This is a genomic window from Thiocapsa sp. (assembly GCF_018399035.1).
In the GTDB taxonomy this organism is placed as follows: domain Bacteria; phylum Pseudomonadota; class Gammaproteobacteria; order Chromatiales; family Chromatiaceae; genus Thiocapsa.
In genome coordinates this window covers 2509000-2522558 of sequence record NZ_CP073760.1, presented here as the reverse complement: position 1 = coordinate 2522558, position 13559 = coordinate 2509000, and the positions used below count along the sequence as shown (strand labels likewise).

Genomic DNA, 13559 nt, shown 5'->3' with positions numbered 1-13559 from the left:
GACATGGCGAAAACAGCCTCAAGCCGGAAATGGCTCGAACGGCAGCACAGCGATCCCTATGTCAAGCGCGCGCAGCGCGAGGGGTATCGTTCACGCGCCGCCTATAAACTGCTCGAGATCCAGGAGAAGGATCGGATCTTTCGCCCCGGGATGAGAGTCTTGGATCTTGGGGCCGCTCCGGGCAGTTGGTCACAGATCGCCGCACGCCTCGTCGGGGCGCGCGGCAGTGTCGTTGCGCTCGATCTGTTGCCGATGGATCCGCTGGTCGGCGTCGTCGTCATGCAGGGCGACTTTCGCGAGCCCGAGATGCTCGAGCAGCTCTGTGAAACCTTGGGCGGCGAGTCGCTCGATCTGGTGCTCTCGGATATGGCCCCCAATATAACCGGCATGACAGTCGTGGATCAGCCGCGCGCGATGTATCTTGTGGAATTGGCCTTGGATCTTGCGCGGTTGCGTCTGCAACCCGGCGGGTCTCTGGTCGTCAAAGTGTTCCAAGGCACGGGCTTCGACGACATCCTGACCGAGCTGCGACGGAGCTTCTCCAAAGTGGTCAGTCGTAAGCCCAAATCGTCGCGATCCCAGAGCCGGGAGCTTTACCTGGTCGGCAAAGGCTTTCATCCTTGAGGCGTCGGTGCTAGTTTCGATTGTCCGACCTCGACATCATCGCGTCGGTCCACCATCAGCAGGGGCAAGCAGCCGTGAATGACATGGCGAAAAATATACTTCTTTGGGTGGTCATCGCCGTCGTGCTGATGTCCGTCTTCAACAATTTCACCACCGCGCCGACGACTCCGCGGACCCTGACCTATTCCGAGTTCATCGAGCAGGTCCGGGGCGGCGAGGTCAAGGAGGTCACGATCCAGGGTCGCACGATCGAGGGCATCAGCGGGTCGGGGCAGCGGTTTACGACCTTCAGCCCCGGTGACGACGGACTCGTGGGCGACCTCCTGAATCACGGTGTCGTGATCAAGGCCGCGCCTCCCGAGAAGCAATCCGTTCTGATGCAGGTCCTGATCAACTGGTTCCCGCTCCTGATCCTCATCGGAATCTGGATCTTTTTCATGCGGCAGATGCAGGGCGGTGCCGGCGGTCGCGGTGCCATGTCCTTCGGCAAGAGCCGCGCCCGGATGCTCTCCGAGGATCAGGTCAAGGTCACCTTCCAGGATGTCGCGGGCGCCGAGGAGGCCAAGGACGAAGTCTCGGAGATGGTCGATTTCCTGCGCGATCCGAGCAAGTTTACCAAGCTCGGCGGCAAGATCCCGAAAGGCGTCCTCATGGTCGGCCCGCCCGGAACCGGCAAGACCCTGCTCGCCCGCGCGATCGCCGGCGAGGCGAAGGTCCCCTTCTTCACCATCTCGGGCTCGGACTTCGTGGAGATGTTCGTCGGTGTCGGTGCCTCGCGGGTGCGCGATATGTTCGAGCAGGCCAAGAAGCACGCGCCCTGCATCATCTTCATCGACGAGATCGACGCGGTCGGTCGGCATCGCGGTGCCGGTCTGGGCGGCGGTCACGACGAGCGCGAGCAGACCTTGAACCAGCTCCTGGTCGAAATGGACGGATTCGAGGGCAACGAGGGCGTCATCGTCATCGCGGCGACCAACCGTCCCGACGTGCTGGATCCGGCTTTGCTGCGTCCCGGTCGGTTCGACCGCCAGGTGGTCGTCCCGCTCCCGGACGTGCGCGGTCGCGAGCAGATCCTGAAGGTGCACATGCGCAAGATCCCGGCGGCCGAGGACGTGAAGGCGTCGGTTCTGGCGCGCGGCACGCCCGGGTTTTCGGGTGCGGATCTCGCCAACCTGGTCAACGAGGCGGCACTCTTCGCCGCTCGGTCGAACAAGAAGATGGTCGACATGGACGACATGGAAAAGGCGAAGGACAAGATCATGATGGGGGCCGAGCGTCGCTCCATGGTGATGTCCGACGACGAAAAGCGTCTGACCGCCTATCACGAGTCCGGACATGCCATCGTCGGCCGCCTCGTCCCCGACCATGACCCGGTCCACAAGGTCAGCATCATCCCGCGCGGTCGGGCGCTGGGCGTGACCCTCTTCCTTCCGGAGGACGACCGCTTCAGCTACAGCAAGCAGCGCCTCGAGAGCCGCATCTCGAGCCTCTTCGGCGGACGTCTGGCCGAGGAGCTGATCTTCGGCCCGGAAAGCGTGACCACCGGCGCGCAAAACGATATCCATCGTGCGACCGAGATCGCGCGCAACATGGTCACCAAGTGGGGCCTGTCCGACAAGCTGGGTCCTCTGACCTACAGCGAGGAGGAGCAAGAGATCTTTCTCGGGCACTCGGTCACGCAGCACAAGAGCGTCTCGGACGAGACGACGCATCTGATCGATGAGGAAATCAGATGCGTCATCGAGCGCAACTACGAGCGTTCCCGCGGTCTGCTCCTAGCCAACATGGACAAACTGCACGCCATGTCGGCCGCGTTGATGAAGTACGAGACCATCGACGCCGAGCAGATCAACGACATCATGTCCGGGCGCCCGCCGCGTCCGCCGAGCGACTGGGAGGACGAGGAGACGGACGGCCGCCCGGCCGGTCGTCGCTCCGATCGCGCTCGGCAGGCGGACCCGGAGTCGGGGCCCGACGACGGGACGATCGGAAGACCTGCAAGCGAACATTAGGCACGGAGGCCGGTATGTCGGGACGTCGTTATTTCGGGACGGACGGGATCCGTGGACGGGTCGGGGAGGGGATGATCACCCCGGACTTCGTCCTCAAGCTCGGTTGGGCGGCCGGACGGGTCTTCGGCCAGGGCAATGGCGGGAAGGTTCTGATCGGAAAGGACACGCGGATCTCGGGCTACATGTTCGAGTCGGCCTTGGAGGCGGGCCTGGTGGCGGCCGGGGTGAACATCCGTCTGCTCGGGCCGATGACCACGCCCGGTGTCGCCTATCTCACGCGGACCTTTCGCGCCTCGGCCGGCATCGTCATCACCGCCTCGCACAACCCCTATCAAGACAACGGCATCAAGTTCTTCTCGGCCGACGGCGATAAGCTCCCGGACGACGTCGAAGAAGCGATCGAGGCCGAGCTCGAGCGGCCCCTGCGTACGGTGGATTCGGCCGCGCTCGGCAAGGTGAAGCGGATCGACGACGCCGTCGGGCGCTATATCGAGTTCTGCAAGAGCACCGTTCCGACGAGTATGAATTTCCGCGGTCTGCGGGTCGTCGTCGACTGTGCCAACGGTGCGACCTACAACACGGCGCCCTATGTCTTCGAAGAGCTCGGTGCCGAGGTCATCCGCCTCGGCGCCGAGCCTGACGGGTTCAACATCAACCGCGATGTCGGCTCCACCCATCCGGACGCCTTGTGCCGAGCGGTCGTGGAGGAGGGGGCCGATCTGGGCATCGCCTTCGACGGCGACGGTGACCGGGTGCTGATGGTCGATGGCAAAGGTCGGCTGATCGACGGCGATCAACTCCTGTACGTCATCACGAAGGACCGCCTTGCCGACGGGGCGATGCGCGGCGAGGTCGTCGGCACCCTCATGAGCAACCTGGGCTTCGAGCATGCATTGGAGCGTCTCGGCGTCGGATTCGTGCGGGCCAAGGTCGGCGACCGCTACATCATGGAGCATCTGAAGCGCTCGGACGGCATCCTCGGCGGCGAGCCCTCCGGACACATCATCTGTCGCGACCGCACCAGCACGGGTGACGGCATCGTCGCGGCACTGCAGGTCCTGGCCGGACTCAAACGTCTTGACCGAGGTCTGCATGACGTCTGTGCGGAGGTCACGCCCTACCCACAGATCCTGATCAATGTCAGGCTGGACGCCCAACGCGATATCGTCGGGCTGCCCGCCGTGCAGGATGCGGTGCAGACCGCGGAGCAGGCACTGGCGGGCCGAGGGCGCATCCTGCTGCGTCCCTCCGGGACCGAGCCGCTGGTTCGGGTCATGGTCGAGGGTGTCGATGCGAGCGAGGTCCGCCGTCTTGCCGAGTGGCTGGCCGATGTCGTGCGCGCCCAGATCGCGCCTTCCGCGGACGGGCTGCCCTCTTGAGCGCGGCCGACTCGATCCATGGGATGTGGTCGACTCGGCTCGCCTTTATCCTGGCGGCGAGCGGATCGGCCGTGGGTCTCGGCAACATCTGGCGCTTTCCCTATACCGCCGGCGAATACGGCGGCGGTGCCTTCGTATTGGTCTACGTGCTCTGTGTCGTCCTGATCGGCGTTCCGATCATGATGGCGGAGATCATGCTCGGGCGGCGTGGCCGGCGCAGTCCCATCAACACCATGCGCGCCTTGGCGAGCGCCGAGGGCCGGTCGCCCGCGTGGCAGTTGTTGGGATGGATGGGGGTCCTCGCGGGTTTCCTCATCCTCTCCTTCTACAGCGTGATCGCGGGTTGGACCATGGGGTACATCTTCCGCGCCGCGACCGGTATGTTCACCGGCATTGACGGTGCGGGTGCCGGCGAGATGTTCTCCGGCCTGATCGGCGATGCCGAGCGCCTGCTCGCCTGGCACACCGTCTTCATGGTCATGGTGGTGCTCGTGGTCGCGCGCGGTGTCGCCGGCGGGCTCGAGAAGGCCGTGCGCATCCTGATGCCGGCGCTGTTCGTGCTCCTCGTGGTCATGGTCGGATACGGCATGCAGGCCGGAGATTTCGACACGGCGGTGACCTATCTCTTCGAGCCTGACTTTGCCGAGTTTCAGGGCAAGGCGGGCGAGGCGATCCTCAGCGCCATGGGCCAGGCGTTCTTCAGTCTGAGCCTCGGGATGGGGGCCATCATGATCTATGGGTCCTACCTGAAACGGGACTCATCGATCGCACAGAACACCATGATCATCGCGGGTCTGGATACCCTGGTGGCCCTGTTGGCAGGGCTTGCGATCTTTCCCATCGTCTTCGCCCACGGCCTGGCACCGGACAGCGGCCCCGGGCTGATCTTCCAGACCCTTCCGATCGCCTTCGGAGACATGCCGGGCGGGCCTTTCTTCGGAACACTGTTCTTCGTGCTGCTCCTGTTCGCGGCCTGGACCTCGGCCATTTCCCTGCTGGAGCCGCTGGTGGCCTGGCTGGTCGAGAATCTGAGCTTCAGCCGGGTGCGTGCATCCGTACTGGGCGGGCTCACGGTCTGGCTGCTCGGCATCGCCTGTCTGCTCTCGCTGAACGCCTGGTCGGAGGTCAAGATCTTCGGCAAGGGCTTCCTCGATCTCTTCGATTTCCTGACCGCGAACATCATGCTGCCCTTGGGCGGTGTCCTGATTGCGATCTTTGCCGGCTGGATGCTGTCGCGGGCCTCCTCCGCTGACGAGCTTCAGATGGGCGAGGGCCTGGCCTACCGGCTTTGGTGGTTGCTGATCAGGTACGTTGCCCCCATTGCCGTCAGCATCGTGCTGCTGAATGCCATCGGCGTGCTCAAATGGTTCGGCCTGGGGTGAATCGGACGCTGACAAGCTGCGAGGTATCGATGGTCGATGACGACAACGACAACGACAACGAACAGTCTCGACACATCTGCCGTGCTGCACGCGGGGCCTGGGTCAATGCTCGTCCAGCGACGGAATCCAGATCTTTTCATTCTCTAAACCGCGTCACGCACACGGCTTTGGATGTCCTCGAGGGGGCAGGCTCTGTCTAAACGTCGGTTTTTCACTCGGGACGCGGTTTAGCTGTGGCTATCGTCAGAAAAAGTGCTCTGGTGCCCTACTCGGCATCGCAGATGTTCGACCTCGTCTACGATGTCGGCTCTTACCCGAAATTCCTGCCTTGGTGCGACAAGTCGCGCGTCATCTCGGAGACCGACGAGAAGATCTGCGGCCAGATCGAGGTCGCCCGCATGGGGATTCGCCAGTCCTTCAGCACCTGCAATCGGTTCGAGCGCGACCGGCGGATGGACATCGATCTGCTCGATGGACCCTTCCGAAAACTCGTCGGAGGCTGGCGTTTCGTGCCGTTGCGCGAGGATGCCTCCAAGGTCGAGCTGGAGCTGGAGTTCGAGTTCTCGGGACATCTGATCGACAAGGCCTTCGGAGCCGTCTTTCACCAGATCGCCAATACGCTGGTGGATGCCTTTTGTCGGCGTGCCGAAGAGGTTTACGGTGACTGACTTTCTGAAGGTGTCCGTGGCCTATGTCGGAGCGAACGACCAAATGCTCCGTTCCCTCGAGGTGCGCATGGGGACGACGGTGCGCGAGGCGATCGAGCAATCCGCCGTGCTCTCGAGGTGCCCCGAGATCGATCTGGCGGTCAACCAGGTCGGCATTTTCGGAAAGCTGGCTAAATTGGATCAGATCTTGGAGGATGGCGATCGTGTCGAGATCTATCTCCCCTTGATTGCCGATCCGAAGGAGGCGCGTAAACGCCGTGCAGCGGAGGGTAAGGTCATGCGCAAGGGCGGTGCGGATGCCGATACGAGCGCCGGGGCCTGAGCCGGCGTATCAGGGAGCGCCAAGCATCCTCGGGGTGTATCGAGATCGCACCGGCCTCCTCGATCGGGCTGACGTTACTCCTTCGGCTCCAAGCCGATCGTTTCCAGGCCGCGTCTGATCAATCCCTGACGTTCCTGATAATCGGGAACGGAGACGAGCATTTCCTGCGGTTCTCTCGCCTCGGCGCGCGCCGGATTCGGGCGCATATCCCCCTCGATACGCGCAAGGCTATCATCGTCCTGAAAATGCAGAGTCAGGTAGCGGATCTCCATAGGATCGTGCCCGCGCCGGATGGTATAGGTGTAGTCCCAGCGATCGGTCTGGAAAAAGTCCGTGAGCAAGGGCGTACCCAACAGAAACTGGACCTGGCGCTTGTTCATCCCGAGCTCCAGGCGATCGACCATCTCCTCGGTGATGATATTGCCCTGTTGCACCGTCATCCTGTAGACGAACGGGAGATCTTCCAGGACAGATCCCCGGTACTCATCGGGCTTTTTGTCACGGGAGCATCCGGCCGTCGCGAGCGCGACCAGGCCGCCGAGAATCGAGATATAAACCAACTTTCGCATGTCTTTAAAACAGCGCGTTTGCAATGAACCCAGGCATGATACAGCAGCGCCCGGATCCGATCATCGGGGCGACGAATCAGAAGACGAATCGGGCAGGCCCGCGCACGGCGCAGGACTCGCTTTAGACGGGGAGATGGGATTTGGAAATCGAGCAGATCAAACAGGCAGGTCTCAAGGTCACGGCACCGCGGGTTGCGATTCTCGCCATTCTCGAGAACTGCGGCAAGCGCCACCTCAGCGCCGAGGATGTCTACAAGGAGCTCCTCAACAACGGTGAGGAGATCGGGCTTGCGACCGTCTACCGCGTCTTGACCCAGTTCGAGGGCGCGGGCCTCGTGTGCCGGCGCCACTTCGAGACCGGGCAGTCCGTCTTCGAGCTCAACAGCGGCGACCACCACGACCATCTGGTCTGCATCAAGTGCGGCAAGGTCGTGGAGTTTTGCGACCCGATCATCGAAGAGCGCCAGTCCAAGATCGCCGCGGAGCACAACTTCCGCATCGAGGATCACTCGCTCGTGCTCTACGGGATCTGTGCGGAGTGCGAGAAGACGAAGAAGCGGTAATCGGCGAAGAGCCCTGGGTTCCCTATGGGGCAGTCACCGCAACGTTGGTCGCGCCGACGTTTACTCCGGCCGCCTGCAAGCGCAGGAAAAGCCGGTTCATGGCCGGATCGAAGGTGACCGGTTGGCCGGTGCCGGTGACCAGAACGGTGTAATAGACCGTCTGGTCTGCCGCGAGGGTGCGGGTGAGACTGCTGCCGCAGACCTGCCAGTCTCCGGCAGCATTGGTCTCGCAGATTCGAAGGCCCAACGGCAGGCCGTGTCCGCCGTCGTCGGCACTGGCGGTCACCGTTCCGGCGCTGCCGATATTGACCGCCGCCGTGGCGAAGAAGCCGGTGCCGTTGCGACTCGGCAGCCGCACTACGCCGTCACCGCTCGGGGTCACCCCGACCGCAAGCAGGTCCGGCGGTGCTGTTGCCGCCGCCGAGAGGATGAAGGTGTTGAGTCCGGCGCGGCTGAACGCCGGCGCGGTGTTTGTGCAGTCGAACACCAGCGGAATCTCGGTCGCAGCCAGGGCACGGCTCGGTGTGATGCCGAAGACGAATCCCTGCGTCGCGCCCGGGGGGATCTCGACGGGCGTATCCGGTGTCCCGATCAAGGCATTCCCCGAATCGGTCGTCTGATAGGTGAAGGTCGCGGGGAGCCCGCCCGGCAGGGCGATTGAGCAGCCGGTGGCCGTCGCGTCACCGCTGTTGATGAGACTGGCGAAAGCGGTTGCGGTCTCGCCGATACCAACGGCGCGGGCATAAGGGAGAACCGCCGCCTCGATCCGTGTCTCGCCGCCCGGGGATGACTCGAAGGCCGCGACGCAGTCGTTATCTCCCTCCAAAGGATAGAGATAGGGGCAGGACGGATCGCCGGACCAACCGGTCCAAACCGAGCCTGGAGCGGCGACAGCTTGAAGAACGATGTTCGACCCAAGATCAAAGTCGGCCGCGCAGGTGCCGCCGCAGTCGATACCCGGCGGGCTCGATGTGACGGTCCCGTCACCAGTACCCGTCTTCGCGACCGCAACGCGTGCGTTCCCGTCAATGAAGCCAGCTTCACGCCCGAGCCAGTAAGCCAGAAGATAGTCGACACCCGCGAACGCAACCTCGGGTGCACCCGGATCAACGAGCTTCCATGGCTGGCGCTCCCATAAGAAGGTGGCGCCCGGGCGATCGTCGACATCGGTGGCGAGGGCCGAGAGTCCGGGACATTCGGGGTCCGCGGGGTACTTGGAGCGCACGTCGATCGGCTCCGCTGTTTGCGGGGGACTCGGGAACAAGGCGAGCTGGGCCAGATGCGACTCCATTATGGCCTCCACGGCGTCCTCGGGCGCCGCCTGTGCAGAATAGAGAAAGCTGAAGAACACGTTCTTATGATCCTTGACCGCGGACCAGAGTGCGTCGCGCAGGACATCGCGTTGTAGTCGAGCCCGACGCACGGGGTCATCCTCCAGTCTGACCCAGTTGTACATGGGCATGAACGCAACATTGAGACCATGGTAGGTGTCACCGCATCGATTTGTATTCTTCCAAGTGGTTGCGATCTCGATCCATTCGTCGATCTGCGCGTCGTAATGCGCCAGAAGGGCAGCATGACGCACCTCGTATCCCGGAACCCCGGCGGTCACCTGCAGGGCAACCCGGAAGGTTGCGGCAAGCTGGATCGCCTGACTCGGAAGGAGAACGTCGGGTAGCCATCCGAGGCCGGGGATCTGGCGCACGATTTCGGCCGGGTTCGGCCAGAATCCCAGCACTCCGGAGCCTTCTGCCTCGAACGGGCTGGTGCGAATGTTGAGGATGGGTATTCCGTCCGGGGTCTCGTCGTCGGTGTAGACCGCATGCTGCAGTTCGAGCATGGTCGAGAAGTTGCTCGACCCGTTGATGATGACCTTCACGCGCTTGCGCTCGCGGCGCATGAGCTGCTCGGCGAAGCGCACGACGTCTTCCCGGATGAGCTGGCGGATGTCGGGATCGGATGTCGCCTCGTAGGCGAGCGACATGCCGAGCAGAACGCCTTGATATTGATCGCGACTGACCCTCCCGCGCCAGTGCCAAAGCGCGTCCTCGTATAGAACGTCTCGAATGACCTCCGGATCATCGGCCGGCAAGGTGGCCAAGATGACTTCCGAGCTGTCGGCGGGCGCCGCGAACCGGGCAAGATAGCCCGCATCGCCCGAGATCCGCCACCATCGATGCAGTACCCTGACCGTCTCGGCGAGCTGATCGGCCGCATCGGCCGCACCCGTCACCTGCAGCCGCAGCGCCTGCGCGGCCAGATAGGCGCCGGTCCAAATAGCGGGATCCCGCTCGCCGCCGTAGCTCTTCACCTGCGTATAGCTGTCGTCCGTGAACTGCGCCGACATGATGCCGCCGGCGGGCATCAGATACTCACGCATCCAGGTGTCGTGATCGGCTGCGCGCCGGTGCAGGTCTTCATGATCTGCTCCGGAATTGAAAGCGCCCGAGACGGCGGTACTGCTCATTGCCCCGATCAGCAGGGCGGCGAAGGCCAGGAGGATCGGTGTCTGCGGTGCTTTCATGGCGAACGTCTCCTAGACGACAACCCTGTTCGATGGAGAGGTGCAGCTGTGATCATTGCCTTTGACTCGGCTCGAGGGAATCGGTTTCCAGTCATATGCTCCGATTACGCAGGACATGCTGGAGGTGTCGAGAGATCAAGCGGGTATCGTATCCGCTGACTTGGCGAACGACACTCTCCCAATATTGGGTCAGCGGCACGCCGCAGGGATTGCGCGTCAGCAGCTCGCGTTTCAGAAAGGGGTAACCGTGCCGACGCAACAAGGGCTCCCAGAAGAAGTGGCTTGGATTGACGGGCACACCGGCCATCAAGTTCTCGAACAACCACTTGAGATAATCGCGCTGTGGGAGCCGGGCGGCCCAGTCGGGATTTTCCAGCGACCGGTGTTGTAGATCTTCGATCAGCTCCATCGCCACCGCGCGGTAGGGATACAGTGCTTCCAATTGCAGCCCGGCAGCCAGCATACGTTGCGAGAAGCCGATCTCGTGATGATGGACAACGAGTTCTTTCGTATGGGTGTAGCAGACATCTTTCCAGAATCGATGAAACTCGGTTGCTGCCAAGGCTCGGCGATGAAAAAGAAGGAAATAGCTTTGGAGATGATAGAGATGCTCAAAGCTATCGGTAACACCCCAGATGTCGGCTTCGGCCGGGTCGGCACGACGCAGGAACTCGCCCAAAGCATGAAAGGGGCCGTAGACGCTATCGTTGGCCAGGATCAAGCTGTCGAGAGCGGCAAGGTCCGGGATCTCTCGCAAGGCATCCTTGTAGGCGCCGAAATCGTAACCGCGGTTACGCCGCCGCAAGATCAAAGCACAGAGCGTCCGCAGCACCTCGACCGCCGACGGCAAGAGGCGACGGCTGTTGGTCACGAACAGGATGCTGTAGCCGGCCTCTCGCAATTGCTGCAGATAAAAGAGCACGTACTGATGGACAAGACCCTTGTCGTCATAGTGAACGAAGACGGCGATCCGCTTTGTCTCGGCCAATCCGACATCGCCGTCCCAGCGCTGTACAACCCAGCTCGGGTTGCGCGCGAAGCGCACTCGCATCCAACAGGTTCGGTGCTCGATGAAGTTGCCGAGTCGGCGCCTGTCGAGCGTCTGACGGAATTCGCGCAAACCCATGAGGGATCCTTTCTTACTGCGTGGCTCGGGTTACTTGGATGTGCGCGGGTCTGCGCCGATGCCGTTTCCCTTGATGCCGGCTGCCGCCTCGGCGCGTCGCGCATGGGAGAGGGCGAGGTCGTTCAGCGGGCTCCCGGTAGGAGCCAACTGCACCGCTCGCGAAAACCACCCGAAGGCGTCGGCAGGTGCGGCGGCATGATTCAAGGCGAGGATGCCGAGCACGTACGCCAGCTCCGCCGACAACATCTCGGGCGCGAGGCTCAGTTGACGTGTGATAGTTGGCTCGAGCGTTGCCGCTGCAGCGTAGGCTCCGCCGTGGACCAGACGCTGGAAGACCTCGCGGCAGAGGCCGAGGACATGCGGGTCCGGCGAGTGCGTGATCGCCAGGCGCTCTCGACATGCACGGGCCGCATCCTCCGGCGTAGCCACGGCTTGGGCCGACAGGAGGGCGATCTCGATCGCTCGCGCAAGTTCATTACGGTCGGCGCCGTCGGAAGCGCTCGCGGCGTTGAGATGCTTGTCGGCAGTGCTGAACCAAGCAAGCGCCGCCGCCGCATCGTGTCGGTCGTTCAGGGCCAGCAAACCACGGGCATGACAGGAACGCGCATGGTCTTGCGCAGCGAGGCCGAGCGCGTCGAGTACACCCGGTGCATCCGGCCTCTCCGTGCAGCGTGCGTCGGCCAAGGCGTTCGCCGCCTCATAGTCACCGCTGAATGCCAAATCGACGAAACAGCGTTCCAGATCGACCTCGAAGCGACGTCGTGCGCTCGCCCCGCCGCCGTCGGTGCCGAGGAACGCCTCGTGGGCGGTCTTCATACGCCTCGGAGCCTCGGACGGGGCCACGCGGATCGAAGACTCGAGCGCACCCAAACGGCACAGCTCGACGAGATGCTCGGTCTCGCCGTCGTCCGCGCCGATCGACTGCAGTGCCTCACGCAGGGCCACGCCAGCGCGCTCGCCGAGCTCGAAACCCGCCAAGGCGCGTCCGGGATCGTTCGCATGACGCAAGGCGATGAAGGCGCTGCGATAGGCCAGACCACAGAGATTAGCCGGGATCGTGGCGGCAAAGTGCGCGAAACTCTCGCTTGCGATCGGCTCGGCCAGGACCGTCTCGGGACGCTCGAGATCGATGCCGTAAAGACGCCGGTAGCTGTCGGCCAAACGGCGGAGCTCCGCCCGCGCGGGCTCGATGTCGCCCGCGTTGACATACTCCTTGATCAATCGCCCGGAATACCCGTGTGCGAGCGGTTCGTCCGGATCCAAGGCGCCGAGTCGGCGCTTCAGATAGTCCCGGTAGAGCGCTCGGTCGAGGGTCCGAGAGAGGTCGCACGATCGGGGATGACGGCAGGCGAGCGCCGTGAGATTCGTCTCCGACGCTCGGATCTCGACCTGCGAAAAGCCGTGTGCCTCGAGTAGCCGGCGCAGCGCCGTCTCGCTGAAGAGCACCAGATGATAGCCGGGGGTCAGAATCGGCAGCAGCGCGCCGGGAGACGCATCCCGATGGACACCCGCGGCATTCGGGGTACTGATCACCAACCAGCCGTCCGGGGCCAAGGTGGGGGTGATGTCGTCCAGGAAGCGGTGGGGGTCCACGACATGCTCGATGACCTCGGAGGCCAACAGCACGTCGACCGGTGCCTCGCCGCGCAAGGTCTCGGGACCGAGATAGTCCAAGGTCACCGGAAGATCCAGGAGACGTCGCCCGGCGCGCGCAAGCGGCGAGGGATCGAAGCCTCGGACATCCCAGCCGAGAGCCTCGCGGGCGAAGTCCAAACCGAGCCCGAAGCCGCAGCCGACCTCCGCATAACGCTTGATGCCGGCGTGATCGAACCAAAACAGGGGCTCGACCATGGTGTCGGGCGCTGCGCCTTGCTCGACATAGAACTTGGTGGCGCCGCGGGAGAGGGACGCACCGGCGTCGGCATCCGCCGAGAGCCCGTCCTCCTCGTAGGCCGGCGGCGTCAGACCCGGGAAGCTTAGGGTTCCGCACACGTCGCAGGCGCGGAGTCGCAAGAGATCTCCGGCATTGAACGGCGACTCGACCGCAAGGACGGACCGTTTGGCGCCGGCCGAAAGGCAGACCGGACAGGCGAACGCCATCACCGGCGCGGGTGTCCAGTCGATCTTCATGCGCAACCCTCCTCAACGTGTCGGTGTGCCCTCATCATTCTCGGCGCCGTAGCCCGAGAAGCCACGGCAGGATAGCCGATGCGACGCACCGGTGGACACCGGCGTTCGCGATTCGCCGCAGTGCGTGCAGTTAAACCGCGCCCAGCGCGGCATGTGATGTTTTTGGATGGGATCGGCCTCGGCAGACTCGACGATTGTCGGAGCTGGCGCGGTTTAAGGTTTTAAAAAATAAAAACTTTTAAACCGCGTCTCCGCCAAGG

The 13559-nt window shown here is 63.4% G+C and carries 11 protein-coding genes; 7 read left to right on the top strand and 4 right to left on the bottom strand.

All coding sequences use genetic code 11. The annotated features are described in order from the left end of the window. Positions 1-3 precede the first annotated feature (3 nt). From rlmE to KFB96_RS11390, 6 genes are all read left to right on the top strand, one after another. Entirely contained in the window at positions 4-624 is a 621-nt protein-coding gene (gene rlmE / locus KFB96_RS11415) for a 23S rRNA (uridine(2552)-2'-O)-methyltransferase RlmE (RefSeq protein ID WP_213461421.1), read from the top strand. 83 nt (positions 625-707) lie between these two features. After that, positions 708-2636, top strand: coding sequence for an ATP-dependent zinc metalloprotease FtsH (ftsH, locus tag KFB96_RS11410; RefSeq protein WP_213461419.1), 1929 nt, complete (start codon positions 708-710; stop codon positions 2634-2636). Between the two features lie 14 nt (positions 2637-2650). Then, the gene (gene glmM / locus KFB96_RS11405; RefSeq protein WP_213461417.1) at positions 2651-4015 is read left to right on the top strand and encodes a phosphoglucosamine mutase; all 1365 of its coding nucleotides are present in this window, start codon (positions 2651-2653) and stop codon (positions 4013-4015) included. After that, positions 4012-5397, top strand: coding sequence for a sodium-dependent transporter (locus tag KFB96_RS11400; RefSeq protein WP_213461415.1), 1386 nt, complete (start codon positions 4012-4014; stop codon positions 5395-5397). The genes glmM and KFB96_RS11400 overlap by 4 nt, the downstream gene beginning before the upstream one ends. A 233-nt stretch (positions 5398-5630) precedes the next feature. Beyond that, the gene (locus tag KFB96_RS11395) at positions 5631-6065 is read left to right on the top strand and encodes a type II toxin-antitoxin system RatA family toxin (protein ID WP_213461413.1); all 435 of its coding nucleotides are present in this window, start codon (positions 5631-5633) and stop codon (positions 6063-6065) included. Next, the gene (locus KFB96_RS11390; protein ID WP_213461411.1) at positions 6058-6387 is read left to right on the top strand and encodes an RnfH family protein; all 330 of its coding nucleotides are present in this window, start codon (positions 6058-6060) and stop codon (positions 6385-6387) included. Before KFB96_RS11395 ends, KFB96_RS11390 begins: the two co-directional genes overlap by 8 nt. A gap of 74 nt (positions 6388-6461) precedes the next feature. Here KFB96_RS11390 and KFB96_RS11385 read toward each other — a convergent pair whose 3' ends face one another. After that, positions 6462-6956 carry an outer membrane protein assembly factor BamE gene (locus KFB96_RS11385; protein ID WP_213461410.1) on the bottom strand — a complete coding sequence of 165 codons (495 nt, stop codon included), beginning with the start codon at positions 6954-6956 and terminating at the stop codon, positions 6462-6464. A 140-nt stretch (positions 6957-7096) separates the two neighbouring features. Here KFB96_RS11385 and fur point away from each other — a divergent pair, with 140 nt between their 5' ends. Further along, positions 7097-7519: a ferric iron uptake transcriptional regulator gene (fur, locus tag KFB96_RS11380; protein ID WP_213461409.1), complete on the top strand. Its 423-nt coding sequence runs from the start codon at positions 7097-7099 to the stop codon at positions 7517-7519. 22 nt (positions 7520-7541) lie between these two features. On the opposite strand, the gene KFB96_RS11375 is transcribed toward fur, so the two are convergent. The 3 genes from KFB96_RS11375 to KFB96_RS11365 all read right to left on the bottom strand — a co-directional run bounded on the left by KFB96_RS11375 (position 7542) and on the right by KFB96_RS11365 (position 13299). Continuing rightward, positions 7542-10043 carry a hypothetical protein gene (locus tag KFB96_RS11375; RefSeq protein ID WP_213461408.1) on the bottom strand — a complete coding sequence of 834 codons (2502 nt, stop codon included), beginning with the start codon at positions 10041-10043 and terminating at the stop codon, positions 7542-7544. A gap of 91 nt (positions 10044-10134) precedes the next feature. Beyond that, entirely contained in the window at positions 10135-11169 is a 1035-nt protein-coding gene (locus KFB96_RS11370) for a rhamnan synthesis F family protein (RefSeq protein WP_213461407.1), read from the bottom strand. 30 nt (positions 11170-11199) lie between these two features. Further along, complete coding sequence (locus KFB96_RS11365) at positions 11200-13299, bottom strand: class I SAM-dependent methyltransferase (RefSeq protein ID WP_213461406.1); 2100 nt, start codon at positions 13297-13299, stop codon at positions 11200-11202. Between the last annotated feature and the right edge of the window lie 260 nt (positions 13300-13559).

Excerpts from the sequence above, each read along its gene's own strand:
- glmM (WP_213461417.1), top strand. The coding sequence starts at position 2,651 with ATGTCGGGACGTCGTTATTTCGGGACGGACGGGATCCGTGGACGGGTC.
- ftsH (WP_213461419.1), top strand. The coding sequence starts at position 708 with ATGGCGAAAAATATACTTCTTTGGGTGGTCATCGCCGTCGTGCTGATG.
- KFB96_RS11375 (WP_213461408.1), bottom strand. The coding sequence starts at position 10,043 with ATGAAAGCACCGCAGACACCGATCCTCCTGGCCTTCGCCGCCCTGCTG.
- KFB96_RS11385 (WP_213461410.1), bottom strand. The coding sequence starts at position 6,956 with ATGCGAAAGTTGGTTTATATCTCGATTCTCGGCGGCCTGGTCGCGCTC.
- KFB96_RS11370 (WP_213461407.1), bottom strand. The coding sequence starts at position 11,169 with ATGGGTTTGCGCGAATTCCGTCAGACGCTCGACAGGCGCCGACTCGGC.
- KFB96_RS11365 (WP_213461406.1), bottom strand. The coding sequence starts at position 13,299 with ATGAAGATCGACTGGACACCCGCGCCGGTGATGGCGTTCGCCTGTCCG.
- rlmE (WP_213461421.1), top strand. The coding sequence starts at position 4 with ATGGCGAAAACAGCCTCAAGCCGGAAATGGCTCGAACGGCAGCACAGC.